This window comes from Belnapia sp. F-4-1, assembly GCF_000802185.1.
Lineage (GTDB): Bacteria > Pseudomonadota > Alphaproteobacteria > Acetobacterales > Acetobacteraceae > Belnapia.
In genome coordinates this window covers 1,051-26,616 of the sequence record NZ_KN676114.1, presented here as the reverse complement: position 1 = coordinate 26,616, position 25,566 = coordinate 1,051, and the positions used below count along the sequence as shown (strand labels likewise).

Genomic DNA, 25,566 nt, shown 5'->3' with positions numbered 1-25,566 from the left:
CGCTCAGCCCTCCCCCACCAGGGAGGGACGCCAGGCCAGGGCCCGCCGCTCGATAACGCGGACCAGCTGATCGGCGCCGAGGCCGAGCAGGGCATAGACCAGCAGGCCGACGAGGATGATGTCGGTGCGCAGGAATTCCCGCGCATCCATCACCAGGTAGCCGATGCCGGCGGTGGCGTTGATCTGCTCGCCGACCACGAGGCTGAGCCAGGCGGTGCCGAGGGCATAGCGCAGCCCGACCAGCGCCTGCGGCAGCGCCGCCGGCAGGACGACATGGCGGATCAGCGCCGCCCGGTCGAGGCCGAAGACGCGGCCGGCTTCGAGCAGCTTCGGGTCGACGCTGCGGATGCCGCCGAACAGCGTCAGGTAGATCGGGAAGGTGGCGCCGAGGGCGACGAGTGCGATCTTCGTCGCCTCGCCGATGCCGAGCCAGAGGATCAGCAGCGGCACCAGCGCCAGGAAGGGCAGGGCCCGCAGCATCTGGAGCGTGGCGTCCAGCGCATCCTCGCCGAGGCGAGAGAGGCCGGCGACCAGGCCGAGCGAGACGCCGGCGCCAAGGGCGATGGCGAGGCCGATAGCGACGCGCCGCAGCGAGACCAGCAGGTGGTGCAGCAACTCGCCCGAGAGGATGAGCTGCCACGCCGCCGCGAGGATGGCCGAGGGCGGCGCGAGCAGCCGGATGGAGAAGAGCCCCGCCTCCGCCCCGGCCTGCCACAGCAGGATCAGCAGGACGGGGACGACAAAGCGGCGCGCCCGGTCGAGGCGCAAGGCCCCGAGATCGGGCCGCGAGGGGGCTCGGCGAAGCGGCAGGCTCGCGCCGAGGGACTGCCCGGACATAGCGGTACTCCAGAGGGAAGGCCGGCGCTCGCGGCGCTGGCGGTCACAGGGTCGGGGGTGAGGCCGCGCCGCGGCCCCGGGAGGCCAAGGGAGGGGCCGCGGCGCGGCCCCGGGGAGGTCAGGCCCGACAGCGACAGCGGCGGGCCAGGCGGGGGCCTGGGCCAGGAACGCGAGGGGCGTGACGCATCGGACCTCCTGCCGGCAGGACCCGACGCGGCTGCGATCGGGTGAAGGCAGGATTCCACGCCGAACTGATGTGGTCAAATTTGAAAACCCATCTGTTCGTAGTGTTTTTGTGAGCTGCCATGGCGGTCGCGGGCCATCCATCCATGGTCAGCTGCCGATGCGGCGGATGACCGGCTCGAACTCGTGGCTGGACCGGCGGGTACGCTCCCGGAACTCGTCGGGACCATAGGCGGTGATGCCGAAGCCGAGGCCGGTCAGCCGCTCCGCCACCGGGGCGTCCCGCAGCGCCGCCGCGAGCGCGGCATGGAGCTGCGCCACCACCCCCGGCGGCGTGCGGGCCGGCGCCAGAACGCCCTGCCAGGATTCGATGTCGAAGCCGGGCGCCACCGTCTCCGCCAGCGTCGGCACCTCCGACAGGGCGGCATCGCGCGCCGCGGTGCTGACCGCCAGCGGGATTATGGCGCCCTGGCGCACCTGTTCCGTCACGGCCGGCAGCGTGATCACCAGCGCCTGGGTGTTGCGCGCGATCAGGTCGGTGATGGCCGGGCCGCCGCCGCGGTAGCTGACATATTCCACCGGCAGCCCGCCGAGCCTGAGGCCGAGCATCTCGTGCACCACCTGCGCGATGCCACCCTGGGCGGGCAGGCCGACGTTGAGCGCGCCCGGCCGCGCCCGCACGGCTGCGACATAGCCGGCGATATCGGCGATGCCGCTGGCGGGATGGGTCACGAGGATCTGCGCCGCTCGCACCGCCTGGGTCACCGGGGCGAAGGCGGTGTCGAAGCTGAGGCCGGACTGTGGCTGGGCCAGGCTGGCGATCACGATGGCATCGCCCGTCAGCAGCAGCGTATGCCCGTCCGGCTCGGCACGGGCGACCTGCTGCGCTGCGAGCATGCCGTTCGCGCCGCCCTGGTTCTCGACCACGACGGCCTGGCCGAGCCGGGCACCGAAGGCCGGCGCGAGGATGCGGGCCAGAGCATCGAGGCTGGCGCCCGGGGCGGAGGAGATGACCAGCCGCAGCGGGCGCTGCGGGAAGCCGGTCGCCAGGGCCGGGCGCGCCAGGGCGAGGGCGAGGGCGGCGGTGCCGGACAGCAGGCCGCGGCGGGAGACGGATGCGCGGCTCACGAGGCGAGCCTCCGCGAGGCGGCGGCGAAGCGGCTCTTCGGCCGCGGCAGGCCGTAATGGTCGCGCAGCGTCGCGCCGGCATATTCCTCGCGGAACAGGTCGCGCCGGCGGAGGATCGGCACCACCTCCTCGGCGAAGGCGGTGAAACCGCCGGGCAGCCAGGGCGGCATGATGTTGAAGCCGTCCGCCGCCCCTTGGGTGAACCAGGTCTCGATGTGGTCGGCCACCTGCTCCGGCGTGCCGGCCATGACGAAATGCCCGCGCGCCCCGGCGAGCCGGTGCAGCAGGCCGCGAAGGGTCGGCTTCTCCCGGTCGACGATGTCGAGCACGACCTGGAAGCGGCTGGCGACAGCGCGGGCATTGTCGGGCGCGATCAGGTGGCGCGGGAAGGGTGCGTCGAGGTCATGGCCGGTGAAGTCGATGCCGAGCATCCCGCGCAGCTGCTGCAGCGAATAGCCGGGCTGGACGAGGTCGTTGAACTCCGCCTGCAGCCGCCGCGCCTCCGCCTCCGTGCCGGCGATGAAGGGGCTGAGGCCCGGCAGGACCTTGATATGCTCCGGCCGGCGGCCGAGGCCGAGGGCGCGGGACTTGATGTCGCGGTAGAATTCCTGGGCGCTCGCCAAGGTCTGGTGCGCGGTGAAGATGGCCTCCGCCCAGCGGGCGGCGAAGCCGCGGCCATCCTCGGAGGAGCCGGCCTGCACATAGACGGGTCGGCCCTGCGGTACGCGCGGCGCGTTCAGCGGCCCGCGCGGCACCGTCAACTTGCCGGCCTTTGCCGCCGCGCTGGCATGCCGAAGGCGACGCACAACAGAGTTCAGGCCGCGGCGGCGACCCCGCTGATACCCGCCCACACCTCGAACGCCCGCGCCCTTGCGGCACGATACTGGACGGCGGAGACATGGTCGCGGCGGAGATGGAAGAGGTTGGCGATCTGGTCGTGCGTGGAGAGGAAGCGCTGTGCTTGCCGAGGCGACTTGAAGCGCTTCATCTGCCGTTCTCGTCGTCGCGTCGGCTGATGTGAATTCTCGGCCCGGTTATTAAGGCCCTTGTGCTGGCGATGCTCGACCCCAGGCATCACCTCCCGTTTGGCTGCCCCGTAGCTTGGGAGCTTGTCAGTGACCATGACGCGTGGCGCCCGACATTGCCGCTTCAGCAGCTTGCGCAGCAGGCGCTTGGCGGAACGCTTGCCGCGTCGGCTCTGCACCAGCACGTCGAGCACCACCCCGGTTTGGTCCACGGCACGCCAGAGCCAGTGCTGCACCCCAGCGATCTTGGCCGCTACCTCGTCAAGGTGCCACTTGTCTCCGGCACGGGGCAGCCGCCGCCGGATGCGACAGGCGAACTCCCGGCCGAACTTGAGCGCCCACTGCCGCACCGTCTCGTGGCTGACCACGATGCCGCGCGCTGCCAACATCTCCTCGACCATGCGCAGGCTGAGTGGGAAGCGGAAATACAGCCACACCGCCTAGCTGATGACCTCGGCCGGGAAGCGATAGCCGGCATATAGGGACTTGATGGCTGGCGGGCTCATTCCGGCCGTCTACCGGACCGAACCCGGCCAGCCAAGCCCCGCTCAACCTGACGGTGCCGCCGCGGCCTCGACCCGCGTCTTGCCCGCTTCGACCATGCCAACCGCCACCCGGCGGAGCTCTGCCTGGGCGGTCGGATCGAGCTTGCGGAAGTCACGACGCAGCACCATGCCCGAACCGTCGCACAGCGCACAGCAAGATGATACCTATTTGATGGCCCGCTTAGTAGCGTAAGCATCACACTGGCGGCGGGGTCGGATCCTTGCGCTGGAACGGATAGAAAAACTGCCGCAGCATACCCTTGGGAAGCGGGTCACCTACCACGCCGTAGTGCTTCGGCCAGCGATCGAGCGGCATATGGTAGGTTCCGAATAGACGGTCGAGTACTGGGAGGTGGGCAGCGTAGTTGGTGTCGATCGCTTCCCTATCGCTGGCATGATGCCAATGGTGAAATTGCGGCGTGGCAATCAGGTATTTTAGTGGCCCGAAGTTCAGACCGAAGTTTGAATGCACGAGTCCGGCCTGAAACCCGGCCCAAACGATGTAGCAGAGCAGAGGCGTGTCGGACGCGCCCAGCACAAAGGCAGGTAGCATCACTGCCATCCTGGTCACCAATGGTTCCAGGAAGTGCAGGCGCGAGCCTGCCACCCAGTCCATCCGCTCCACGCTGTGGTGCACAGCGTGGAAGCGCCACAGCGCTGGGACCTCATGCATCGCTCGGTGGATGGCGTATTCCATTAAGTCGGCCGTCACCAAAATCGCCAGGAACTGCATCACACCTGGCAGCGATCTAAACCAGGATTGCAGGTCTGTGTTGACCGACCATGAGAATAGCGACGGGACTAGCTTAACGCTGACGAAGAGGAAAATGCCGATCGCAAGATGGTTGAAGATAAAATAGCGCCCGTCATGCCAGAAGTCCGGCCGCAAGATGGGCTGGTCGCGCCGGTGCGGTACAATCTTCTCCAACGCGGTGTACGTTGCCGCAGAGGCCAGCAGATCGAGAATGAACCAGTCGAGCCCGATGAAGCCGGGTGTATCGTAGCGCGGACCGACCGGGACCGAACTGCCGCCGAGATAGGTAGCGACGAGGGTCAGCAAGATGCCAAGCGCACCCAGCCGACGTTGCCGACCCAAGATGAAGGTCAAAAGGCCAAATGCGGCCGAGAAGATCATCCCTCCGGCCAACAGCCTCCGTAGCAGCGGCAGGTCATAGGACGCTCGGAGCGACGGGGTGGTCAAAACGTCTGGGAACAGGAAGCACAAGACCGCTAGCACGCTCAGTGTGCCCAAAGCGACTGAAAGATAGCCGCTAATCCGCCCCTCACCCACGCGGAGCGGACGGTCGGGTTCCGTTGCATCCTTTGCGGCTTGGCGCGATCGAGGCCAAGCTGGGGCATGGTACGGCGGCGACTGGCGAAACTCCGGGCGGATCTCACCTTCAGAGGGCGGCAATTTACGGCTGAGGTGATCCTCTGGGCAGTGCGCTGGTATCTGATGTTCCCAATCAGCTACCGCGACCTCGAACTCATGCTGCAGGAGCGCGGTGTCGATATCGCGCACACCACCATCTTTCGATGGATCCAGGCCTATGCACCTGAGCTGGAGCAGCGGCTCCGACCCCATCTGCGCATGTCCAATGGATCGTGGAGGGTCGATGAGACCTATGTGCGGGTGAAAGGCCGATGGATGTACTTGTATCGCGCTGTCGACAGCCGCGGCCAGACAATCGACTTCCTGCTTTCGGCCAAGCGGGATGCCGAGGCTGCGAAGCGCTTCTTCCGCAAAGCTCTTGGGCAGCCGCATACGGTGAACCCGCGCACCATCACGGTAGACAAGAACCCGGCCTATCCCTGCGCTGTCGAACAGATGAAGGCGGACACCGAGCTGTGGCGACGCTCGCGGCTACGACAATGTAAGTACCTCAATAACATTGTGGAACAAGACCACCGGCGCTTGAAACGCCTGGTCAGACCAGGGCTTGGCTTCGGCAGCTTCCACACGGCACGACGAACCCTAGCAGGCTATGAGGCGATGGCGATGATCAGGAAGGAGCAGGTAAACAAGGTAGGCCGACGAGACATGCGGGCCCAAGCCGCCTTTGTCGCCGAGCTGTTCCAGGTCGCCGTCTGATCCGAAGCCTACCACGGCCAGCTGCGACTTGCTGCAAACTTTGCAACAGAACCCGCTGGACCCGCCTGGGCCTGTGGCGACGGCTGGGCCAACGTCTCGCGCTCGATTGGCGACTGGCCTGCGGCGACGAGGTGCTGCCCTCGGCAGTGGTGGCCGACAGCCGCTCCCTGCGGTCAGCCCCAACCGCCTGGGTACGCGGCATCGATGGTAGCAAGCTGGTCAAAGGCGTGAAGCTGTTCGCGGTCTGCGACAAGCATGGATCGCTGCTCGATCTCGAACTGCAGCCGGCCAACACAGACGACCGCGCGGGCGTTCTGCCGATGCTGCCGCGGCTGGCCGCGCTCGGCTTCGAAGGTGACCTACTCGGCGATAGTGGCTTCAAAGGCGCGCCCTTCGCCGCGGCAGCGCTCGAGCATGACATCCATGTCTCGGTCTCGCCCGGCGGCACGCGCGACGGGCGCTTCCTGCCGAACGGGATCAGATGGGTTGTGGAGCGGTTGTTCGCCTGGCTCAGCCGCTACCGGCGGCTCAATATCGTGTACGACCGCGCCGCGGATCTCTTTGCCGGGCACATCTGGAATGCGATGATCTCCATCATCGCATGCCGTCTCGTCGCCCAAACCCAGGCGCAGCAAGGAGTTTAATCGCGTACAGCTTCTTAAGCAGGCAAAACGAAGGCGGCGGAAGCGGTCGAGGGGCATGGTCGTCAGGGAGTAAGCCGGAGCTGCAAAGAACCGTTTGCGTCTCCCACTGGCGGCGGGGGTTGGTGGCCCCCCGCCACCTCGCAGAAAGGGCAGCGGCTAATCTGCGGAGTGTGGCGGTTATCGCAGTGCATGATTTGAGGCACAGAATGGCGCAATGACGTTTCCAGCCGATTTGGCTTCGGGTTAATTCACTCCTACTGGGAGCTGGAAGGAGCTCGCGCTGCCCTTGTCCTAAGGTAAGCAGGCTGGGGCTGAGTGGCCCCCTCTCGAGCCAAAAAGACGTTTTCTGCAATAGTTACCCAAAGCAAGAAGTGGCTATGTCAGCCAAGATGTCCTCTTCCGAGTACAGCCAGCGCCTTTCCGGCCCGACCATTTATACGGCGATGGATGCCGCTGTGGTTGAGGGGAATGCTTGGTTTGGACTGCAGATGAACGCAGTCTTAGCCGAGATGAAGTCGCTTTTTGTTAAGCGTTGGGCCGGCCGCATGACTACGGCTGACGCGGTACGGTTGATGGAACTTGATGCGAAGTTCAAAAGCCTGTCGGTCAAGCAAAGCAGTTCATCGAGGCCGTTTATTCCCACCGCCTTGCTCTCGAGGCAGCAGAGAGATGGTTGATACGAAAGGACAAGGTTTAGCCCATCGCCACCTTGGCTCAAGCTCGCAGCGCCACACCTCACATGGCTTGATTGCATTACGCGAGTGTTATCGCAGGTGAGGTACGGCTAATAAAAAGGCACACACCCAAACACAGTTGTTTCATCGCATGTTATCAGTTTTTTAGAAATCTGAGAGGGCTGGGTCATTGCCTCTTAATATTGGCGCTAAGGTTTCCCGGTTTTGTAAAACAATGCTTAATAAATTCAAAATTCTCTTTTTCTCGATTGGTATTATGGCACTTATGGGGCTATCTGCCTTTTTGAGAGATGATCCTTTAACTTCTTTCAAAAAATCGGCGCCTAATTATGCTTCTGCCTTTACAAATAATGCAACATACAACAGTTGTATTTTAAGTAATGCTAACAGGATGCGGTTAGAAAGAGGCGACTACTTGAATGCAGCGGAAAAAATCTGTTTTCTCAAACAAAAATTACGGTAAAAATTCAGCCATCCGCCAGCATCGCCCAAGCTCGCATCGCCTGGGGTGCGGCACGGTTCGATGAGACAGCCGGCTGCGGTAGAGATCACCGCAACCGGAGGTCAGACCAATGGACCAGAACCACAGCGACAAGCCCGAGGGGGCGCCGGCGTGCGGCCAGAACGCTAACGCCGGCGGCCCCTCGGGCGCGGCCGGGCCGGAGCGTCGCAACCCCGCTCGGCAAGCTGGCTGCCGTCCCCCGCCTGCTACGCGGCGAGCCGCTGGAGACCGTGGCCCGCGAGCTCAACGTCACCGTTGCCCGGCTGAGCGAGTGGCGCGACCGTGCCCTAATCGCGGCGGAGGCGGCGATGAAGGAGCGCGAGCGCAGCAGCCGCGATGAGGAACTGCTCCGGCTCAAGGCCAAGCTCGGCGAGGTCACCATGGCCAACGAGTTGCTGGAGCAGAAGATTGCGGCTCTGGAGGGCGGCCGCCCTTTGGGCCGCCAAAGGTCGAGGCGGTGAGCCGGGCCATCTCTCCGGTCACGAGCCGCGCCTATGGCTTGGCCAGGGTCCCCCGGTGTCAGAGCAGTTGTCGCGTGGATAGGATCACGCAATGATGGGGCGTGGATGATCGAGAATGGCGAGATAGGGACAAGCCTTCAGGGAGCGCATCGTGGCGCGGCTGCTGCCACCAGGGAGCGCGGCGATCGACCTGGTGTTCCGCGAGGTCGGGGTCAGCGTTGGTACTTTGGAGCGCTGGCGAGTTGAGGCGCTGGCCGCAACCTGGTGAGCTGACGAACAACCAGCGCTGGACGCCGGCGGCGTGGCTGGAGGCGGTGATCGTCACGGCGACGATGGACGAGGCTGCCCGCAGTGCCTGGTGCCGCGAGCAGGGCCTCTACCCCGCTGAGCTGGAGGCCTGGAAGCATGATGCGATTGCCGGCCCCGGCGAGCGGCGAGCGCCGTCGAGGCGCGGGAGGACCGGCGGGTCCGGGAGCTTGAGCGCGAGTTGCACCGCAAGGACAAGGCATTGGCCGAAACGGCTGCCTTGCTGGTGCTCAGAAAACGTATGGCCCGCCCCGTCTGCAAGGGTTTTCACAGCTTGGTCTGAACGGTCTACGCCAACGTATCCGGCGTGGGAGACAAGCTCCCCGCCAAGATGGAGATCCGCGCGTCCCGGTCCTCATAAAACTAGCGGCGTCAGAGCGCCATTTTTCTGACCAGGGTTCCAGGACACCGGTTGACTGTCAGGCCATCTCGCTTCCACCACCCGCAGACCTCATCCAGCCCTTCGCGCCAGGTCAGCGCGACTGACTGATCCTCTGGGCTACGACACCGTCGCCACCTTCATCTCGAACCGCTGTCCGCTGCGCAGCACGGCGCAGATGATGCGCGCCAGTTTGGCCGCGAGCGCCACGACCACCGTGTTCACGTGCGCCCGGGCGCTCAGGCCGCGTAGCCACCCGCCAAGCAAGCCCTCACTCTTGAGCAGCGCCGGCAGTGCCGCCCGCGCCCCGTGGATCAGCATCTTGCGCAGGTAGACGTTGCCGCGCTTGCTGATCCCGAGCAGCTTCGGCTTGCCGCCCGTGGTCATCTGCCGTGGTACCAGCCCCAGCCAGGCGGCCAAGTCCCGTCCCCGCCCAAAGGTCGCGGCCCGCCCGATCGCCGCCACCAGAGCTGTCGCGTTCAGCGGTCCGATGCCGGGGATCGTCGTCAGTAGCCGGGCAGCCTCGTCGCTCCGGGCCGCAGCCGCAAACTCCTCGTCAAAGGCTTCTATACGCCGGTCCAGCTCACGCCATTCAGCCCGTTGATCCTCGACCAGCAGCCGTATCCGTGGGCTGAGCGAAACTCGCTCCTCGGACAGCAGGGTTTCCAGGTAGACCTCCAGCTTGCGCCGACCCTGGGGCACGATAATTCCCCGCTCCAGCAGAATGGCGCGCAGCTGGTTGATCAGCGCCGTCCGCTCCCCCACCAGCCGGTCACGGGCGCGGTGCAGGCTCTGCATGTCGAGCTGCGCCTCGCTCTTGAGCTCGACGAACCGCATAGTGGGCCGGGTCGCGGCCTCGGCGATGGCCTCGGCATCTCGCTCGTCGTTCTTCTGCGCCTTCACATAGGGCTGGACGTACTCGGGCGACATCAGCCGCACCTCGTGCCCCGCGTCGCGCAGCCTGCGGCCGAGGTGATGCGCTCCGCAGCAGGCCTCCATCGCCACCACGCAGCCCGGTGAGCCCGCCGCCAGCTTCACCACCCCGTCCCGATGAAGACGTCGGCGCAAGACCATCCGACCCGCCGCGTCCAGCCCCACCACACTGCAGCTGTTCTTGCCCAGATCCACTCCGAGTACCGCGATCGCCAACATGGGTCCGCTCCCTTACCCCGGTTGCCCGGCCAGCTTACGCCAGCGGGAAGGAGGGGCGGGCCATCCCACAAAAACTGGATGCGGTCTTCCGTGACGGCGAGGACGAATGACCCGCCTGGAGGACCGCCAGACCCTGATGGCTGAGATCACGGCGGCCTGCGCCGCCGGCGCCCGGCTCGCCCCGGCCTGTGCTTTGGCCGGCATCGACCAGCGTACCGTCCAGCGCTGGCGTGCCGAGGACGGCCAGGTCCGGGCCGACCGCCGGCCCGGGGCCGTTCGGCCACGGCCGGCACACGCACTCAGCGAGGCGGAGCGGGCGCGGATTGTAGAGTTGGCCAACCAGCCGCGCTTTGCCAGCACGCCACCGGCCCGCATCGTCCCGACGCTGGCCGACGAGGGCGTCTATGTCGCCAGCGAGGCCAGCTTCCACCGCCTGCTGCGCGACCATGGCCAGATGCGGTACCGCGGCCGGGCTCGCCCGCCACGGAGCGCCGGACTGCCCAGGACGCATGTGGCCACCGCGCCTGGGCAGGTCTGGTGCTGGGATGTGACCTTCCTGCGGGCCCGGGTGCAGGGGCGCTGGTTCTACCTGTTCCTCATCCTCGACCTCTGGAGCCGCAAGATCGTCGGCCACAAGGTGCATGAGACCGACCAGGCCGAGCACGCCGCGCATCTGGTCCGCCGTACGGCGCTGGCCGAGGGCATCCATACCCGCGCGCACCGTCCGGTGCTGCACGGCGACAACGGCCCGAGCATGAAGGGCACCACCGTGCTGGCCATGCTGCATTGGCTCGGCATCGCGCCCTCGCACTCGAGGCCCAGGGTCAGCGACGACAACTCCTATGCCGAAGCGCTGTTCCGCACCGCCAAGTACCGCCCCAACTTCCCCGCCGCAGGCTTTGCCGACCTCGCCGAGGCGCGGCAGTGGGCGTCCGCCTTCGTGCACTGGTACAATCACGACCATCGTCACAGCGGCATCCGCTACGTCACCCCGGCCCAGCGCCATGCCACCGAGGACCGGCCCATCCTGGCCGCCCGTCACGCGCTGTACCAGCAGGCACGCGAGGCCAATCCTCGCCGCTGGAGCGGGCCGACCCGCAACTGGACCCCGATCGGCGCCGTCACCCTCAACCCAGAGCGCGACAGCATCGTCGCGCTCAGCACGTCGAAGCAGACCGGTGAGGGGAGGATACTACGAGACCAAGGCGACAACTATCTTGACGCGCACCGGTACTTCGCCGGCCGCAGCACCCGGAGCCTCGCGCCCGGCTCCGGGTCGAGGCGCGGCGCCGGCACATCCGCGATCGGGATGGCGCGCGCCGGCAGCGCCGCCCCGGCCAGCATTCCAACAGCCAGGCCCATGGTCTGGCGGCGCCCGATGATCGGTCGCATGCACGTCTCCGCCCACGGGTGTAGCCCCCGTTGCGGACAGCGTATCGGCAGGAGAAGCCGGCCGTCTACTCCTCGGGTTCGGTGGTGAAGAGCAACGGATAGCCCTGCTTCCGGCCCATCTCCGTCGCCGCCGTCGCCTTCTCCTCCGCCAGTTCGCGGGTGAGGACGGCGACCACGCAGACGCCGCGTTGGTGCGCCGTCATCATGACCCGCTGCGCCTGCCCGTCGCCCATGCGGAACTCCGCCCGCAGCACCGTGACCACGAAGGCGCGCGGGGTGAAGTCGTCGTTCACCAGCAGCACCTTGTGCAGCTTCGGCCGCTCGACCTTCAGCTCTGGCTTCACCCGCGGAATGGTCGTCATGTCAGGTTCCGGCATCGCACCGCTCCCGTCGCTGGTGGCAGGTCAGCTACTTGCCTTTGAAGGAGGCTGCAAGGGCGGAGGATGCGCTGAAAGGCATGAGCCGGCGCCGGGCCTCAACACTCCAGCACGATCTTCCCGAAATGCGCGTTGGCCTTCATATGCGCTAGCGCCGCTGCCGCCTCCGCCAGCGGGAAGGTGCGGTCCAGCGGCAGTCGGAGCTTCCCCGCCTCCACCGCAGGCCACAGGTCGGCCCGCATGCGGCGGTTGATTTCCCTCACCTCTTCCAAGGTGCGGGTGCGGAAGGTGACGCCGATATAGCTGATGCGGCGCATTGCATGCAGGTCGAAGTCGAACTCGCCCCGGGCGCCGCCGAGGCGCCCAACATTCACGATCCGCCCCAGGATCGCGCAGGCGCGGAGATTGCCGTTGGCGACGCTCCCCGAGACCTGGTCGACGATGACGTCGACGCCCCGGCCGCCTGTCGCGTCCAGCACGCGGTCGGGCCAGCCGGCATCGCCGGTGTCCACCACGACGTCGCAGCCGAACTCCGCCAGCCGCCCCCGCCGGTCCGCATCGGAGGAACTGCCGAGTACCAGCGACGCACCCATCGCCTTCGCCACCTGCATTCCCATCAGCCCGACGCCGGAGCTCGCACCCTGGATCAGGATGCTCTGGCCAGGCTTCAGGGCGCCGTTCGTCACCACCGCGTCATGCATGGTCTGCAACGCGATGGGCAGCGTCGCGGCCTGCACCCAGCCCATGTTCGCATCGGGGAGAGGGGATACGCGCCCCCAATCCGCCACCGCATATTCGGCATAGCCTGCCGCGCCGCTGGCCATCACGCGCATGCCGGGGCGGATGCTGTCGGGCACCTCGGCCCCGACCTCGGCGACCTCGCCGGCGAACTCCATCCCGACGATGGTCCCGGCGCCGCCGATGCTGCCATGCGCCTGCCCGGCGGCCACGGCCAGATCGGCGCGGTTCAGCCCGGCGGCGCAAACGCGGACCAGCACCTCGTTCGGCTTCGGCTTCGGCTCCGGCACGTCGCGGACCTCGACGCCGGACTCGGTAACAACGGCTGCCTTCATCGCGGCTTGCTCTCTGCTGCATGGAAGGCGGCGAGTAGAGCGTGAAACAGCTTCGCAGGCCAGTGGCGGGAATTCCGCATGCCGTACCGGCTGACCAAGGGGCGTCGCGCCGGGATTGTCGAGCGGGAGCGGCGAAGATTGCGCGATCCCTGGCCCGCTCGTAGTCTTCCGAAAAACATGGAGGAACGCCATGCGCTTTCAGGATCAGGCCGTGTTGGTGACCGGCGGCGGCAGCGGGATCGGCCAGAAAGTGTGTTACACGGCAGCAGCGGAAGGCGCGCGTGTCGCAGTCGGTGACCTCGACCACGAGCGCGCAGAGGCAACAGCCTCCGAGATCCGCCGGCGCAAGGGCGAGGCACAGGCCTTCCGCATCGATGTTGCCGACCCGGCCTCGGCGGCGGATTTCGTTGCCGCGGCTGAGGCCGCTCTTGGCAGGCTGGATGTTCTCGTCAACTCGGCCGGGGTGCGGGAGATCGTCCCGCTGCTCGACCTCTCTTTCGACGAGTGGCAGCGGGTGATCAACGTAAACCTGTCGGGCACCTTCCTGCCGAGCCAAGCCTTCGCGCGGCGCCTGGTCGCGCTGGGCCAGCCGGGGCGCATCGTCAACCTGGCCTCCACCCTTGGCCTGATGGCGGCGCCCAAACGAGCCGCCTACACGGCCTCCAAGCACGGCGTCGTCGGCCTGACCAAGCAGATGGCGTTGGAGCTGGGCGAGCACAACATCCGCGTCAATGCGGTGGCGCCGGGTGTCGTGCGCACGCCGCTGACCGAGCGCTACTTCCAGGATGAGAGCTACACCCAGGCCATTCGCGACATCCATGCGCTAGGCCGTTGGGCCGAACCGCATGAGATCGCCCTCGCCATCCTGTTCCTGGCGGCCGAGGAGAACGGCTTCATGACGGGAAGCATCCTGACCGTGGACGGAGGCTGGACCACGGGCAAGAAGATGTAGCCGACGGATGCACGACGCGTCCCGGCTCATCGGAGCTATGCCAAGCTTGCCGATACGCTGGTTCTGTTGCATTCTTGCGGCGCCGCCCTGAGCAGGTACAAACCAGGGCATGTCGAGACGGCGGCGAACGGCCTCGGTGAGGCCGGATCAGTCCTTCAAGGGGCGACAGTTCACCGCCGAGGTGATCCTTTGGGCGGTCCGCTGGTACCTGATGTTCCCGGTCAGCTACCGTGACCTCGAACTCATGCTCGCCGACCGCGGCGTCGAGGTGGCGCATACTACGGTGTTCCGCTGGGTGCAGACCTATGCACCGGAGATCGAGAAGCGCATTCGGCCGCACCTGCGCCTGGGCAACGGCTCCTGGAGGGTGGACGAAACCTATGTCCGGGTGAAAGGCCGCTGGATGTACCTGTATCGGGCCGTGGACAGCCGTGGGCAGACCATCGACTTCCTGCTCTCGGCCAAGCGCGACGCGGAGGCTGCGAAGCGCTTCTTCCGCAAGGCACTTAAGCAGCCGCATACGGTGAACCCGCGCACGATCACGGTGGACAAGAACCCAGCTTACCCGTGCGCCGCGGCGGAGATGAAGGCAGACGGCGAGCTATGGCGCTTCTTTCGTCTACGGCAATGTAAGTACCTCAATAACATTGTGGAACAAGACCATCGGCGTTTGAAACGCCTGGTCAGGCCGGGTCTGGGCTTCGGCAGTTTCCACACGGCACGACGAACCCTGGCAGGCTACGAGACGATAGCGATGAGGAGGAAGGGGCAGGTTCGAGGAGTTGGCGGACGCAACATGCGGACCCAAGCTACCTTTGTCGCTGAGCTGTTCCAAGTCGCCGCCTGATCCGAAGCCTGTCGCGGCCAGCTGCGACTTGCCGCAAACTTCGCAACGCAACCGTCGAGCGTGCTCGATGTTGCCCCAGCGGTCGACCTTGCGGAACACCGGTCCGTAGTCGCAGGCCGAGGCGCCCAGTCAGGTCTCGAGGGGGTATCGTCAAGTCGAGCGCAGCTTGGCGGGCGGACCCTGGTCCGGTAGTGGCTCCGGATGGTCTCGCCAGCCGCCAAGTCGCCCTACTCCGGGTATCGGTTCCCCGCCGAGGTGATCAGTCAAACGGTCTGGCTATACTTTCGCTTCCCGCTCAGCCTGCGCATGGTAGAGGAGATGCTGGCGGCGCGTGGCATCGTGGTCAGCCACGAGACCGTCCGGCAGTGGGCGCTCAAGTTCGGCCAGGAGTTCGCCAACCGGATCCGGCGGCGGCTGCCCTGTTCTGGTGACAAGTGGCACCTCGATGAGGTGGCTATCAAGATCGCCGGGGTGAAGCACTGGCTCTGGCGCGCCGTGGATCAGGCCGGGATGGTGCTCGATGTGCTGGTGCAAAGCCGACGCGACAAGCGTGCGGCGAAGCGCTTGCTGCGCAAGCTGCTCAAGCGGCAGTGCCGGGCGCCCCGCGTCATGATCACTGACAAGCTCCCAAGCTACGGCGCCGCCAAGCGAGAACTGATTCCCAGTGTCGAGCACCGCCAGCACAAGGGCCTCAACAACAGGGCCGAGAATTCACACCAGCCGCTGCGACGCCGAGAACGGCAGATGAAGCGCTTCAAGTCAGCGCGGCATGTACAGCGCTTCCTCTCCGCCCACGATCAGATCGCCAATCTCTTTCATCTCCGCCGCGACCACATCACCGCCAGTGAACATCGAGCCGCAAGGGCGCGTAGGTTCCAAGTATGGGCGGACGTCAGCGAGGTCACCGCCGCGGCCTGAACTCCAACCCCGCGCCGGAGCTCGGCCAGTCAACTCGGTCGGCCTTGCGCCGACAACTTGACGGTGCCCCCGCGGCACCTGCAGATCCAGCCGGCCGGTGCCGGTCAGCACCGTCTTGCTGCCATAGCCGTTGCGGCTGTTGGCCCGGCCATCCGGCTCGCCACCCTCGAGGTGGTGGTCCAGCTCGGCGTTCAGCGCCCGTTCCGCGAGCGCCTTCTTGAGCCCGTCCAGCAACCCGCCGTCGGCCAGGGCGGCCCGGGCGTCAGACCCGGCCAGGAGCTGGTCCAGCAACTCATCCGGGATGTGGGGTTGTTTGCGTCTCGGCATACGGTGGCTCCCTCAGCAGCATCGTACGGCCCGATACACAGAAAATCAGACAGTCCCGTGCTGTCCAGCGCCGCCCGGCTGCAGTCCAGGGCGCCCACGTCCTGCAGCCGCTGCAGCAGCACACGGTGCAGTCCTCTCCAGACCCCGGCGGCATGCCACTTGCCCAGCCTTCGCCAGCAGGTCTTGCCGCAGCAGCCCAGTTCGGTCGGCACCTCATGCCACTGGATGCCCGTTCGCAGCACGAACAAGATGCCCGCCAGCGCCGCACGGTCGGGCGCACGCGGCCTGCCACCTCTCGGCTTCGGCCGCTCCCGCGGCAGCAGCGGTTCCACCACCGCTCAGAGGTCATCAGGAACGAGGAGAGCCATCCCTCCTCAACACCTCAGCCCGGGTTTTGTCCTTAGAGGGTGTTATGGACCTCAACCCAACCCACTGATTTCGTTCAGCTTTTGCTCAGGAGGCTGGGTCAGAAAAGCCTTGAGTCTCAATAACTTATCCGCGGTTCATAACAGCCTCTAGCTAGCTCCGTTGATGGGGTGGACGGCCCCTGAGCGGCATCTATGTGCCAAACTCGGGTTGTTGAGGACACCGAGCGAAAGGAGCCGTCCGCCGTGAAGACTAGCGCAACAGCCATCCCGGCCACCATCGGTCTCGACATCGCCAAGAACTTTTTCCAGGTCCATGCGGTCGATGCCGCCGGCCAGGTCGTATTGCGCCGCAAGCTCAGCCGCGGGGATGTGCTCTCATTCTTTAAGGACCGACCCAAGGCTCTGGTGGGTATCGAGGCGTGCGGCACAGGGCACTACTGGGCCCGCGAGATCGCCGCTCTCGGGCACGAGGTGAGGCTGCTGCCACCCACCTACGTCAAGCCATACGTCAAGCGCGGCAAGACGGACGCTGCCGATGCCGAAGCCATCTGTGAAGCGGTCACCCGACCCAACATGCACTTCGTGCCGATCAAGACGCCTGAACAGCAGGCGGCACTGATGATGCACCGGTCCCGTGAGCTGCTGGTCGGGCAGCGAACCGCTCTGGTGAACGCGCTTCGGGGTCACTTGGCCGAGCTGGGCATCATCGCCGCCCAGGGGATCCGTCGTGTCGCCGATCTGCTGGCGGAGCTGGTCGATGCGGACAACACCAGGATACCCCCGCTCGCCAGGGCGTCGCTCAACTGCCTCGCTGCCCAGATCGAAGCGGTGGAGACGCAGATCGACAAACTCGAGGCGCTGATCCTGGAGTGGCACAAGGGCAATGAGGCGAGCCGGCGGCTGGCCAAGATCCCGGGCGTCGGACCGATCACCGCCTCCGCCGTTGTGGCGACGATCGGGGATGCTTCGAACTTCACCTCCGCCCGGCACCTCTCGGCGGCATGGGGGCTGGTCCCGAAGCAGAACAGCAGTGGCGGCAAGGCCAAGCAAGGCGGCATCTCCAAGGCAGGGAACGCCTACTTGCGACGTCTCTTGTTCATCGGTGCCGTCGCGGTGATCCGCAGCCAGAGGGCGCAGGAGGCCGAAAGCTGGCTGGGGAGGCTGCTCGAGCGCCGGCCAGCTAAGGTTGCGGCCATCGCCATAGCGAACAAGACCGCCCGGGTGATCTGGGCCATGCTGCGCAGCGGTGACGCGTACCGGGCGCCCAAGCTCGCAGGAGCCGTGCCGGCCGCCGCGTAAACGAGGGTGTAGAGCTTCCTCATCGGAGCTGCCGCGGCCGATGGGGGCGTGAGGGCGAAGCGGAGTGATGGCAACACCGGTCGATCCCGAAACCCTGCCAAACCCGAGTTTTTCAAAGCGCGATTGAGCGCGATCCGTTGATTGGGAGCAGGGTTCGCGGATTCCATCAAGGCCCGCGGTCATGCGTACCGCACATCGAGGCCGGACACATGACCGCACCCGACCGCGGCGCCATCACACCACAAAGCCCTTGCATCGAGGGGACCGTCCACACATGAAAAAAGAGCGGTGCGAAGCATGAATAGCCCTGACTACCCCAAGTTGGCGCTAGAACAGCCGCTCGCTGAAGGAGCATGCTGCCCAGGCGCAAGAACAAGGAGGACATCATGACCTCGCTTTGTGCCCGCGACGTAATGACGGCTGGGATGACGACGGTCTCGTCCGAAACGCCGGTTGCCGCCATCGCTCGCATGTTTTCCGATCGCGGCATTTCCGCTGTCGCGGTAACTGACGCGGCGGGAACGCTGCTCGGCATCGTTACGGAATCAGATCTGATCCGGCGCTTGGCCGATGAGGACGACCAGCCGTCCGGATGGTTATCGCGTCTGTTCGACAGCCCGGTTGGAAGGGCAGACCGTTACGCCCGAAGCCACGGTGTCAAGGCAAGCGAGGTCATGACCGAGCGAGTGGTTACGGCGAGCCCCAGGGACAGCGCCGCCCACGTTGCCCGCATCATGGAGAACCATCGAATTCGCCGCGTGCCGATCACCGACGACGGGAAGCTGCTTGGTGTCGTTGCTCGCTCCGATCTTGTCCGCGCTCTCGTCTCGCAGGAGTTGCCTCAGGCCGATAACACCACCGACGACGAAATCCACCGCGCCATTATCGCTGCCATGCAGCGAGAACCTTGGGCGGACACGGTTCATACCGCCGTGCATGTGCAGGACGGGGTGGTGGAAATTTTCGGCTTCAGCCGCTCAGAAGCGGTCAGCCGCGCGCTCTATGTGCTGGCCGAAAATGTACCAGGGGTGAAGCGCGTCGTGGACCGCACCAGCAGTCGGAACAGATGGGAGCCGGCTTGAGCCGTAAGCGGCGCCTATGGCTGGGTACAACTTTCCAAGCTTACGGGGTTCGGACTGACAGTTGCTCTGTTGAAAGGCTCATGCGGCTCCGGCGAGGAGCATGAGGTTGTGGATAAGGACACGGAGGACGAGTTCGCGTGCCTGGGAAGCGTCGCCGCGGGCGGTCAAGGCTGATCCGAGGCGGCGCTTGTGCTGGCTGAAACCGCTCTCCGCGTGCCAACGCTGATTGTAGGTGGTCTTCGGAAAGCGATGTCGCATGGCGCGCCGATAGGGTGTCTTGGGCCAGCGGCAGCCCGTGTTGCGGCGGTTGAGGCGGACCACTGCCTGCCGAACACCGAGGTACTCGCGGCAAAGGCGGTGGTTATGCTCCGCATCGTAGCCCGCATCACCAAGGGCTGTGTCGATCCGGATGGGCGCTGCGGCTTGCCGCATGGCCGGGGTAACGTCCGGCGAGTCTTGGCTCGGGCCAGCGCCGGGCACCGCGCCGAGAATGAGGTGCGAGTGGGCATGGACTACGGCGGTGAGTTTCGGCCAAACGCGTTGGCGATGTCCCTCGCCGCCTCGCCGCAGCGTAAGCGTCCGGCCTCCATCGCCTTCCCTGGTCTTTGGCGTCCGTTGAGGCTGGGGGCCTTAACGTCGGGCGTAAGGTCGTCTGTAAAGTCATGGGCAGCGGGACGGCCGAGATCATCACCGGGCGTGAGCGGCGTCGGTGTTGGAGCCTGGCCGACAAGCTCCGCATCCTGGCCGAATGCGATGCACCGGGCGTGCAGGTGGCAGAGGTGGCGGCTCGAAACGGCATCTACCGCAGCCTGGTGTTCCAGTGGCGGCGCCAGGCTCGGGATGGCCTGCTGGTGGCCGAGCCGACGCCGGAGTTCGTGCCGGTCCGCGTTACCGTCGCCGGTCGTCAGGACGAGGTGCTGCCCGACCCGGAGCCTGCGCCGCCACCATCATCCCGCAAGGCTGCGGCGATCGAGATCGAGCTGCCCGACGGCATCCGGGTGCGAATGGGCGAAGAGGTCGGCCTCGTTGCCCTGCGGCGGGTGCTGGCGGCGCTGCGCGGGTGATCCCGGGGCCACCGCCGGGGGTGCGGGTCTGGTTGGCCGCGGGCCCGACCGACATGCGGCGCGGCTTCGACGGGCTGGCGCGGCAGGTGCAGGAGGCGCTCGGGCAGGACCCGTTCAGCGGGCAGTTGTTCGTGTTCCGCGGCCGCCGTGGGGATCTGGTCAAGGCGCTGTGGTGGGACGGCCAGGGCCTGGTGCTCTACGCCAAGCGGTTGGAACGCGGGCATTTTGTCTGGCCGCAGGCCAAGGATGGCGTGGTGTCGCTCACGCCCGCGCAACTCTCGATGCTGCTGGAGGGCATCGACTGGCGCATGCCCACCCGCACCTGGCGGCCGGAGATGGCGGGATAGCACTGGCTCGCACGAGATTCATTCGGCACGACGCGCGGTGTCGAACATCATGCTGTCGTAGTCCTCGATCTTGCCGCCCTGCCCGATGACGCCGACGCGTTGCGCGCCATCGTGCTGGCGCAGGCTGAGGCGCTGGCCGATCAGCGCACGCTGATCGAGCGGCTCCGGCTCCAGCTGGCCCGGCTGCGGCGCCTGCAGTTCGGCCGATCGTCGGAGCGGCTGTCGGCCGAGGCGGACCAGCTGGAACCGGCGCTCGAGGAGCTGGAGACGGAGGCGCCCACCCCGCCACCCGCCGAGGATCCGGCGGACGCCGCGGCCAGGCCGGAGCGCCGCAAGCCTGCCCAGCGGCCGTTGCCCGAGCACCTGCCGCGCGAGGTGGTGGAGCACGGCAAGGAGGCCCATGCCTGCGCGGTCTGCGGCGGCACGCTGCGCCGCCTCGGCGAGGACGTGACCGAGGTGCTGGATTACGTGCCGGGCCGGTTTCGGGTGCTCAGGCACGTGCGGCCGAAGTTCTCCTGCCGCGGCTGCGAGGCCATCACCCAGGCCCCGGCGCCGAGCCTGCCGATCCGTCGCGGCCGGGCCACGGCGGGGCTGCTGGCCCATGTGCTGGTGGCCAAATACGCCGACCACTTGCCGCTGTACCGGCAGAGCGAGATCTATGCCCGGGACGGCGTCGACCTGCAGCGCTCGACCCTGGCCGATTGGGTCGGCCAGTCGGCGGCACTGCTGCGGCCGCTGCTGGACGTCTTGGCCCAGCATGTCCTGGCGGGCGCTGTGCTACATGCTGACGACACGCCGGTGCCGGTCCTCGCCCCTGGTCTCGGCAGGACCAGCACCGGCAGGCTCTGGGTCTATCTGCGCGATGAGCGGCCGCATGGCAGCACGATCCCGCCCGCCGTGCTCTACCGCTACAGTCCGGACCGCCGGGCCGAGCATCCCAAAGCGCACCTCGCCGGGTTCCGCGGCGTGCTGCAGGCCGACGGCTACAGTGGGTTCGACGGCCTGTACGACGGCGGCCAGGTGCAGGAGGCCGCGTGCTGGGCGCATGTCCGGCGCTACTTCTTCGAGTTGCACGCCACCGGCCAAGTGCCGCTGGCGACCGAGGCGGTGCGCCGCATCGGCCTGCTTTACACCATCGAGCAGGACATCCGTGGCCAGCCGCCCGATGAGCGGGCCAAGCAGCGCCAAGCGAGGGCGGGGCCGATCCTCGAGGGCCTGCGCACCTGGCTCGACGCGACCCTCGCCCGGGTCTCCGGGCACAGCGACTTGGCCGTGGCCATCCGCTATGCCCTCAGCCGATGGGACGCGCTGACACGCTACGTCGCGGACGGCAGGCCGGGGGCGGATAACAACCCAGTCGAGCGGGCCATCCGGCCGCTCGCCCTCGGCCGGAAGAACTGGCTGTTTGCAGGCTCCAACACCGGCGGCCACCGTGCTGCGGCAATCGCCTCGCTGATCGCCACCGCCAAGCTCAACGGCCTCGACTCGGAGGCCTACCTCCGCCGCGTGCTGGAGCGCATCGCCGACCATCTTGTCAGTCGGGTCGTCGAGTTCCTGTCGCGGAACCTGCCAAGCGACGCAGCTGCCGCAGCAAGCTGACACTCGGTCGTCGCGTCACCGGACTCTTACGCCGCAGCCCAAAATAGGCGCTGACGTGCCGCGTCTCGAGGCCAGTCGCATCCACCGCCGCGACGGGGGCGGCGTCGATCAGGTCGTGCCCGCTGGCACGCCGGGTCACCACGGCCTGAGCCTCGCGGTAGGCCCCCCAGCCTCGGCGTCAGCGAGGATCCGGTGCGAAGCATAGGCGAGCGTCGAGTAGTGCGGCACCTTCGAGAGGCCGAGCGCGCGGCGCAGTTCCGCCCACTTCGCGACGAGCACCACAACGCCCCGGTAGTCGGTCCGGAGGAACTGGCGCAGCACGAGAAGGGCAAAAAGCTGGGCTTGCGTGTAGTCCCGCCGCGAAAAGCGGCTGCCATACTCCGGCAGGGCTGCCCGGCCCGCCGCTAGCGCCTCGCGGGCAACTCGCACCGCCGACTTCGACATCCTCGCATCGCTTGCACCCCAGCTCCGTCGAACGCCAGTCCAATCGCCAGACTTAGCCAAGGGTTTCAACAAAGCAAGGGCAGGTCACAGTGCCTGTACCACGAGCAGCGGCTCGCCTTTGCCGACAGCCTTGCCGCCGTACTGTGGGAAATCTGGAGTGATCAGCGTTCCGCACTGTCCCGCCACTCCCTCGTCGCTACGAAACTCCCGCCTGCCTTCCGCCAAGGCATTGCTTACGCCCTCTGTCGCGCTGCTTAAGTGGCCAACTTCGATCTGAGACAAACTTGATTCATTCAGCGATTGGAGCGATGCCCTGCTGAACAGTAGCAACTTCGGCGCTCAATCTTGCCTGTACCGCACCTAGCTTCTCTGGATTCCGCACGATGTAAATCGCGACGATTCTCCCATTTTTTATGTCCAGGGCCGTGGTTTGCGGCAGACCATCGGCCTCGAGGGTGATGTAGCCCGGCAAACTGTTGATACGACCGAGATGGAGCAGGGGCACGCGTGCCTGTCGGCCCTTGCGGGACAGACCGGCAAAAAAGCGAGTAACCTTCTCAGCGCCCCTAATCAGGTTCAAGGCGGCGTTGCGAATACCACCGCCATCTGTGTGTAGGATCACCTCGCCGGCCAGGATTTGGCGCAGGACAACTTCGTCCCCGTCGCGCGAGGCGGCAAAGAAGGCTCGGGCGATGCGCTCCGCTTGTTCCTTGGTCACGGTGTGGCGGGGCTGGGCTTCACCGAGATGCATTCGGGCGCGGGTGGCTAGCTGGCGGCACGCGGCCTCGCTCCGGCCGAGAAGGGACGCGATCTCGGCGAAGGACGTTTCAAACAGGTCGTGCAGGATGAACGCGGCGCGCTCAGCCGGGGAAAGGCGCTGCAGGGTGAGCAGGAATGCAACTGAAATGTCCTGCGCCTGCTCATGAGCGGCCTGTTGGGGTGGCTCTTCTGTTTCCAGCATGGGTTCGGGCAGCCACGGACCGACATAGGTTTCGCGCCGGTGCCGGGCGGACTTCAGGTGATCGAGGCTCAGCCGCGCCGCAGTCTTCAGCAACCAGGCACGAGGGATCTCGATCTGCGCCCGGTCGGCGGCGTTCCAGCGCAAGAAAGCTTCCTGAGCAATATCCTCCGCCGTAGCGAAAGAACCGGTCATGCGGTAGGCGAGCCCGATCAGCTCGGCATGCAACGGGATAAAATGCTCCGTGGGATCGGGCTCGCCGGTCACGGTCAGGCAGCCGCCGCGACAGGGAGCTGGTCGGGAACGCTGCGGAAGCCGATCGCCAGACGGTTCCAGGCGTTGATGGTGCCGATCAGGACCGACAGCTGCACGATCTCCTCGTCGGAGAAGTGGAACCGCAGCCCCTCATACGCTTCGTCCGGCGCATGGGTTTCGGCGACCAGCGTCAGGGCCTCAGTCCAGGCCAGGGCTGCGCGCTCACGGTCCGTGTAGTGCGGCGCTTCGCGCCAAGCATCCAGCAGGAAAAGCCGCGTCGGGCTTTCGCCAGCCTTCAAGGCGTCGCGCGTGTGCATGTCGATGCAGAAGGCACAGCCATTGATCTGAGAAGCGCGGGTCTTCACCAGCTCGATCAGGCCATGCTCCAGGCCGCTGGAGATCACGGCCTTCTCCAGGGCCATCATGGCCTGCAGAAGCTTGGGCGCGGCGGCAAAATAGTTCAGGCGGGGCGTCATAAGGGCATCCTCTCTAGGGTTCCGCCCATAAGACGAGGTGGCAACACCGGATGTGACGCGACCCGCTGAGATTTTTCCCGGGTAAGGAAAGAGACTGGCAGGCGGTTGCGCCATGAGACCATCCGGCGCGATCCTGCGGGAACGGGGCGAAGACCTGCGGCGTCATGGGACGCACCATCGCCATTGGGGTCGGAAGACCAGCCCTAGTTGCGCGACGAACCTCGACCTCCTGGGCGGTCTTGACCAGTCCACGTTCAATCTCTTTGGGGTTTTAAATCTCCACCTGACCGAATGGTACCCCTCGCCGGACTCCAAGCGCAGCCCTCGGCGCCTGAAGAAAATTGCCGATGGCATGTCACATCCGCCGTCTCCCACTCGTCCTATCAAGTAAGCCAGCGATTTCCGATGGAACGTGGCGAGAAGCGAGGACGAGGCAGATGAGCATCATGTTGGTCGAGGCGGTGGCCTTGTTGGTCCGAGAACTGTGCAGCGGCTGCGTCGCAAGCATCACGAGGTGCTTCGGCGCCCTCGACCCCGAGCGTTGAAGGCCCCGCCCGACATTTTGTCCACGGTCGTGGTCAGCCGCGACAGACACCACCATTCCTTCCTGTTCACCTGAAAAAGGAACTTTAGCATGCTCCGAAACTCCCTCCTTGCCGCTGTGGCTACGACGGTCCTTGCCATGTCTTCGGCATTCGCTGCCGGGCCCGGGGAGGCCAAGGTTACCAAGGTCTATGAGCACCCGCTGCCAAACGTACCCGGCAAGAGCCTCGTGGGCGTGCTGGTCGAATATGGGCCGGGTGGCTCCTCGGCGGCCCACCGGCATCCAAGCTCGGCCTTCATCTACGCAACTGTTCTTGAGGGTACCATCGTCAGCCAAGTGAACGATGGTGCCGAGACGGTGTACCGGTCCGGGCAGAACTTCTCCGAAAACCCAGGCGACCGGCACGCAGTGAGCCGCAACGCGAGTACGACCGAATCCGCGAAGCTGCTCGCCGTCTTCGTCGTGGACACCGGCGAAAGGAACCTAGTGCTGCCCTACTGACCAGTGGCGATAATGGCCGGCTTCAATGGCAGCGTCCTGACGCCGACGTGCGGGTCCATGTTCCTACGTTCGACCGAAGCGGCGACGGCACATTTCCTCCAACAAGGACGACAACAGTGGAGACGATCATTGGGGCCGGTCCTTCGCGCCGCCGCTTGCTCGGCGGCGCCGCCCTGGCCATCACCATGGAGGCAGTCGCGTCAGGGGCACCGTCAGGTTAAGCGGGGCTTGGCTGGCCGGGTTCGGTCCGGTAGACGGCCGAAATGAGCCCGCCAGCCATCAAGTCCCTATATGCCGGCTATCGCTTCCCGGCCGAGGTCATCAGCCAGGCGGTGTGGCTGTATTTCCGCTTCCCACTCAGCCTGCGCATGGTCGAGGAGATGTTGGCAGCGCGCGGCATCGTGGTCAGCCACGAGACGGTGCGGCAGTGGGCGCTCAAGTTCGGCCGGGAGTTCGCCTGTCGCATCCGGCGGCGGCTGCCCCGTGCCGGAGACAAGTGGCACCTTGACGAGGTAGCGGCCAAGATCGCTGGGGTGCAGCACTGGCTCTGGCGTGCCGTGGACCAAACCGGGGTGGTGCTCGACGTGCTGGTGCAGAGCCGACGCGACAAGCGTTCCGCCAAGCGCCTGCTGCGCAAGCTGCTGAAGCGGCAATGTCGGGCGCCACGCGTCATGGTCACTGACAAGCTCCCAAGCTACGGGGCAGCCAAACGGGAGGTGATGCCTGGGGTCGAGCATCGCCAGCACAAGGGCCTTAATAACCGGGCCGAGAATTCACATCAGCCGACGCGACGA

Annotated in this window: 27 protein-coding genes and 3 pseudogenes; 15 read left to right on the top strand and 15 right to left on the bottom strand. The window is 66.2% G+C overall.

Translation table 11 applies throughout. The features are described 5' to 3' along the window. Positions 1 to 3: 3 nt before the first annotated feature. From LH62_RS25655 to LH62_RS25635, 6 genes are all read right to left on the bottom strand, one after another. On the bottom strand, positions 4 to 837 hold the full coding sequence (locus LH62_RS25655) for an ABC transporter permease (RefSeq protein WP_082012915.1): 834 nt from the start codon (positions 835 to 837) through the stop codon (positions 4 to 6). Positions 838 to 1,170: 333 nt separating this feature from the next. Then, positions 1,171 to 2,148, bottom strand: a complete 978-nt coding sequence (locus LH62_RS31310) for a tripartite tricarboxylate transporter substrate binding protein (RefSeq protein ID WP_052215066.1) — start codon at positions 2,146 to 2,148, stop codon at positions 1,171 to 1,173. Further along, entirely contained in the window at positions 2,145 to 2,954 is an 810-nt protein-coding gene (locus LH62_RS25645) for an LLM class flavin-dependent oxidoreductase (RefSeq protein WP_201445654.1), read from the bottom strand. The genes LH62_RS31310 and LH62_RS25645 overlap by 4 nt, the downstream gene beginning before the upstream one ends. Before the next feature lie 8 nt (positions 2,955 to 2,962). Further along, the gene (locus LH62_RS25640) at positions 2,963 to 3,610 is read right to left on the bottom strand and encodes an IS6 family transposase (RefSeq protein WP_236552696.1); all 648 of its coding nucleotides are present in this window, start codon (positions 3,608 to 3,610) and stop codon (positions 2,963 to 2,965) included. A 111-nt stretch (positions 3,611 to 3,721) separates the two neighbouring features. Beyond that, complete coding sequence (locus LH62_RS32470) at positions 3,722 to 3,847, bottom strand: hypothetical protein (RefSeq protein ID WP_255360031.1); 126 nt, start codon at positions 3,845 to 3,847, stop codon at positions 3,722 to 3,724. Positions 3,848 to 3,914: 67 nt separating this feature from the next. Continuing rightward, on the bottom strand, positions 3,915 to 4,853 hold the full coding sequence (locus LH62_RS25635) for a sterol desaturase family protein (protein ID WP_201445653.1): 939 nt from the start codon (positions 4,851 to 4,853) through the stop codon (positions 3,915 to 3,917). Positions 4,854 to 5,075: 222 nt separating this feature from the next. Here LH62_RS25635 and LH62_RS25630 point away from each other — a divergent pair, with 222 nt between their 5' ends. From LH62_RS25630 to LH62_RS25615, 4 genes are all read left to right on the top strand, one after another. Beyond that, positions 5,076 to 5,810 (top strand): IS6 family transposase, encoded by a 735-nt coding sequence (locus LH62_RS25630; RefSeq protein ID WP_052215065.1) that lies wholly within the window; start codon positions 5,076 to 5,078, stop codon positions 5,808 to 5,810. A gap of 149 nt (positions 5,811 to 5,959) precedes the next feature. Further along, positions 5,960 to 6,454: a transposase gene (locus tag LH62_RS25625; protein WP_201445652.1), complete on the top strand. Its 495-nt coding sequence runs from the start codon at positions 5,960 to 5,962 to the stop codon at positions 6,452 to 6,454. Between the two features lie 377 nt (positions 6,455 to 6,831). Then, positions 6,832 to 7,131: a hypothetical protein gene (locus LH62_RS25620; protein ID WP_043366644.1), complete on the top strand. Its 300-nt coding sequence runs from the start codon at positions 6,832 to 6,834 to the stop codon at positions 7,129 to 7,131. A 750-nt stretch (positions 7,132 to 7,881) separates the two neighbouring features. Further along, the gene (locus LH62_RS25615; RefSeq protein WP_082012912.1) at positions 7,882 to 8,112 is read left to right on the top strand and encodes a hypothetical protein; all 231 of its coding nucleotides are present in this window, start codon (positions 7,882 to 7,884) and stop codon (positions 8,110 to 8,112) included. 805 nt (positions 8,113 to 8,917) lie between these two features. Here LH62_RS25615 and LH62_RS25610 read toward each other — a convergent pair. Beyond that, positions 8,918 to 9,946 (bottom strand): IS110 family transposase, encoded by a 1,029-nt coding sequence (locus tag LH62_RS25610; protein ID WP_043366769.1) that lies wholly within the window; start codon positions 9,944 to 9,946, stop codon positions 8,918 to 8,920. A 100-nt stretch (positions 9,947 to 10,046) separates the two neighbouring features. Here LH62_RS25610 and LH62_RS25605 point away from each other — a divergent pair. Beyond that, positions 10,047 to 11,102: pseudogene (locus LH62_RS25605) on the top strand (IS3 family transposase); the annotation flags it as partial. Between the two features lie 304 nt (positions 11,103 to 11,406). Here LH62_RS25605 and clpS read toward each other — a convergent pair. Together clpS and LH62_RS25595 are read right to left on the bottom strand one after the other, a co-directional pair. Beyond that, a complete protein-coding gene (gene clpS, locus LH62_RS25600; protein WP_082012910.1) occupies positions 11,407 to 11,703 on the bottom strand; it encodes an ATP-dependent Clp protease adapter ClpS in 297 nt (98 codons plus the stop codon). Positions 11,704 to 11,816: 113 nt separating this feature from the next. Next, the gene (locus LH62_RS25595) at positions 11,817 to 12,791 is read right to left on the bottom strand and encodes a zinc-binding dehydrogenase (protein WP_043366639.1); all 975 of its coding nucleotides are present in this window, start codon (positions 12,789 to 12,791) and stop codon (positions 11,817 to 11,819) included. A gap of 190 nt (positions 12,792 to 12,981) precedes the next feature. Here LH62_RS25595 and LH62_RS25590 point away from each other — a divergent pair, with 190 nt between their 5' ends. From LH62_RS25590 to LH62_RS25580, 3 genes are all read left to right on the top strand, one after another. Next, the gene (locus LH62_RS25590; RefSeq protein WP_043366637.1) at positions 12,982 to 13,743 is read left to right on the top strand and encodes an SDR family NAD(P)-dependent oxidoreductase; all 762 of its coding nucleotides are present in this window, start codon (positions 12,982 to 12,984) and stop codon (positions 13,741 to 13,743) included. A 136-nt stretch (positions 13,744 to 13,879) separates the two neighbouring features. Beyond that, positions 13,880 to 14,590: an IS6 family transposase gene (locus LH62_RS25585; RefSeq protein WP_043366765.1), complete on the top strand. Its 711-nt coding sequence runs from the start codon at positions 13,880 to 13,882 to the stop codon at positions 14,588 to 14,590. Between the two features lie 201 nt (positions 14,591 to 14,791). Beyond that, positions 14,792 to 15,508, top strand: coding sequence for an IS6 family transposase (locus LH62_RS25580; protein ID WP_043366635.1), 717 nt, complete (start codon positions 14,792 to 14,794; stop codon positions 15,506 to 15,508). Positions 15,509 to 15,577: 69 nt separating this feature from the next. On the opposite strand, the pseudogene LH62_RS32190 reads toward LH62_RS25580, so the two are convergent. Both LH62_RS32190 and LH62_RS29580 read right to left on the bottom strand, forming a co-directional pair. After that, a pseudogene (locus tag LH62_RS32190) lies at positions 15,578 to 15,835 on the bottom strand (transposase); the annotation flags it as partial. A gap of 50 nt (positions 15,836 to 15,885) precedes the next feature. After that, positions 15,886 to 16,170 (bottom strand): annotated as a pseudogene (locus LH62_RS29580) (transposase); the annotation flags it as partial. 297 nt (positions 16,171 to 16,467) lie between these two features. Between LH62_RS29580 and LH62_RS25575 the strand changes: the two are divergent. Both LH62_RS25575 and LH62_RS25570 read left to right on the top strand, forming a co-directional pair. Beyond that, complete coding sequence (locus LH62_RS25575) at positions 16,468 to 17,502, top strand: IS110 family transposase (protein ID WP_043366763.1); 1,035 nt, start codon at positions 16,468 to 16,470, stop codon at positions 17,500 to 17,502. A gap of 353 nt (positions 17,503 to 17,855) precedes the next feature. Further along, positions 17,856 to 18,584, top strand: coding sequence for a CBS domain-containing protein (locus LH62_RS25570; protein WP_052215062.1), 729 nt, complete (start codon positions 17,856 to 17,858; stop codon positions 18,582 to 18,584). 78 nt (positions 18,585 to 18,662) lie between these two features. On the opposite strand, the gene LH62_RS25565 is transcribed toward LH62_RS25570, so the two are convergent. Further along, on the bottom strand, positions 18,663 to 19,154 hold the full coding sequence (locus LH62_RS25565; protein WP_082012909.1) for a transposase: 492 nt from the start codon (positions 19,152 to 19,154) through the stop codon (positions 18,663 to 18,665). A 92-nt stretch (positions 19,155 to 19,246) separates the two neighbouring features. Between LH62_RS25565 and tnpA the strand changes: the two genes are divergently transcribed. The 3 genes from tnpA to tnpC all read left to right on the top strand — a co-directional run bounded on the left by tnpA (position 19,247) and on the right by tnpC (position 21,594). Further along, complete coding sequence (gene tnpA, locus LH62_RS31655) at positions 19,247 to 19,648, top strand: IS66-like element accessory protein TnpA (RefSeq protein WP_043366631.1); 402 nt, start codon at positions 19,247 to 19,249, stop codon at positions 19,646 to 19,648. Continuing rightward, complete coding sequence (gene tnpB / locus LH62_RS31650) at positions 19,645 to 19,995, top strand: IS66 family insertion sequence element accessory protein TnpB (RefSeq protein ID WP_043366630.1); 351 nt, start codon at positions 19,645 to 19,647, stop codon at positions 19,993 to 19,995. The genes tnpA and tnpB overlap by 4 nt, the downstream gene beginning before the upstream one ends. 78 nt (positions 19,996 to 20,073) lie before the next feature. Further along, entirely contained in the window at positions 20,074 to 21,594 is a 1,521-nt protein-coding gene (tnpC, locus tag LH62_RS25550; protein ID WP_043366629.1) for an IS66 family transposase, read from the top strand. A gap of 135 nt (positions 21,595 to 21,729) precedes the next feature. Here tnpC and LH62_RS25545 read toward each other — a convergent pair whose 3' ends face one another. The 3 genes from LH62_RS25545 to LH62_RS25535 all read right to left on the bottom strand — a co-directional run bounded on the left by LH62_RS25545 (position 21,730) and on the right by LH62_RS25535 (position 23,727). After that, the gene (locus LH62_RS25545) at positions 21,730 to 22,038 is read right to left on the bottom strand and encodes a hypothetical protein (RefSeq protein WP_043366628.1); all 309 of its coding nucleotides are present in this window, start codon (positions 22,036 to 22,038) and stop codon (positions 21,730 to 21,732) included. A gap of 289 nt (positions 22,039 to 22,327) precedes the next feature. Next, positions 22,328 to 23,263 carry a sigma-70 family RNA polymerase sigma factor gene (locus tag LH62_RS25540; RefSeq protein ID WP_052215061.1) on the bottom strand — a complete coding sequence of 312 codons (936 nt, stop codon included), beginning with the start codon at positions 23,261 to 23,263 and terminating at the stop codon, positions 22,328 to 22,330. Positions 23,264 to 23,265: 2 nt separating this feature from the next. After that, entirely contained in the window at positions 23,266 to 23,727 is a 462-nt protein-coding gene (locus LH62_RS25535) for a carboxymuconolactone decarboxylase family protein (protein ID WP_043366626.1), read from the bottom strand. Between the two features lie 634 nt (positions 23,728 to 24,361). Between LH62_RS25535 and LH62_RS25530 the strand changes: the two genes are divergently transcribed. After that, entirely contained in the window at positions 24,362 to 24,772 is a 411-nt protein-coding gene (locus LH62_RS25530; RefSeq protein WP_043366625.1) for a cupin domain-containing protein, read from the top strand. Between the two features lie 263 nt (positions 24,773 to 25,035). Continuing rightward, on the top strand, positions 25,036 to 25,566 hold a 531-nt coding region (locus LH62_RS25525; RefSeq protein WP_043366759.1), incomplete at its 3' end, for an IS6 family transposase.

Coding starts and splice junctions, on each gene's coding strand:
- LH62_RS25620 (WP_043366644.1), top strand. CDS start 6,832: ATGTCAGCCAAGATGTCCTCTTCCGAGTACAGCCAGCGCCTTTCCGGC.
- LH62_RS25545 (WP_043366628.1), bottom strand. CDS start 22,038: ATGTCGAAGTCGGCGGTGCGAGTTGCCCGCGAGGCGCTAGCGGCGGGC.
- LH62_RS25530 (WP_043366625.1), top strand. CDS start 24,362: ATGCTCCGAAACTCCCTCCTTGCCGCTGTGGCTACGACGGTCCTTGCC.
- LH62_RS25655 (WP_082012915.1), bottom strand. CDS start 837: ATGTCCGGGCAGTCCCTCGGCGCGAGCCTGCCGCTTCGCCGAGCCCCC.
- LH62_RS25590 (WP_043366637.1), top strand. CDS start 12,982: ATGCGCTTTCAGGATCAGGCCGTGTTGGTGACCGGCGGCGGCAGCGGG.
- tnpA (WP_043366631.1), top strand. CDS start 19,247: ATGGGCAGCGGGACGGCCGAGATCATCACCGGGCGTGAGCGGCGTCGG.
- LH62_RS32470 (WP_255360031.1), bottom strand. CDS start 3,847: ATGGTGCTGCGTCGTGACTTCCGCAAGCTCGATCCGACCGCCCAGGCA.
- LH62_RS25580 (WP_043366635.1), top strand. CDS start 14,792: ATGGTCTCGCCAGCCGCCAAGTCGCCCTACTCCGGGTATCGGTTCCCC.
- clpS (WP_082012910.1), bottom strand. CDS start 11,703: ATGACGACCATTCCGCGGGTGAAGCCAGAGCTGAAGGTCGAGCGGCCG.
- LH62_RS25570 (WP_052215062.1), top strand. CDS start 17,856: ATGCTGCCCAGGCGCAAGAACAAGGAGGACATCATGACCTCGCTTTGT.
- LH62_RS25535 (WP_043366626.1), bottom strand. CDS start 23,727: ATGACGCCCCGCCTGAACTATTTTGCCGCCGCGCCCAAGCTTCTGCAG.
- LH62_RS25635 (WP_201445653.1), bottom strand. CDS start 4,853: ATGATCTTCTCGGCCGCATTTGGCCTTTTGACCTTCATCTTGGGTCGG.
- LH62_RS25630 (WP_052215065.1), top strand. CDS start 5,076: ATGGTACGGCGGCGACTGGCGAAACTCCGGGCGGATCTCACCTTCAGA.
- LH62_RS25595 (WP_043366639.1), bottom strand. CDS start 12,791: ATGAAGGCAGCCGTTGTTACCGAGTCCGGCGTCGAGGTCCGCGACGTG.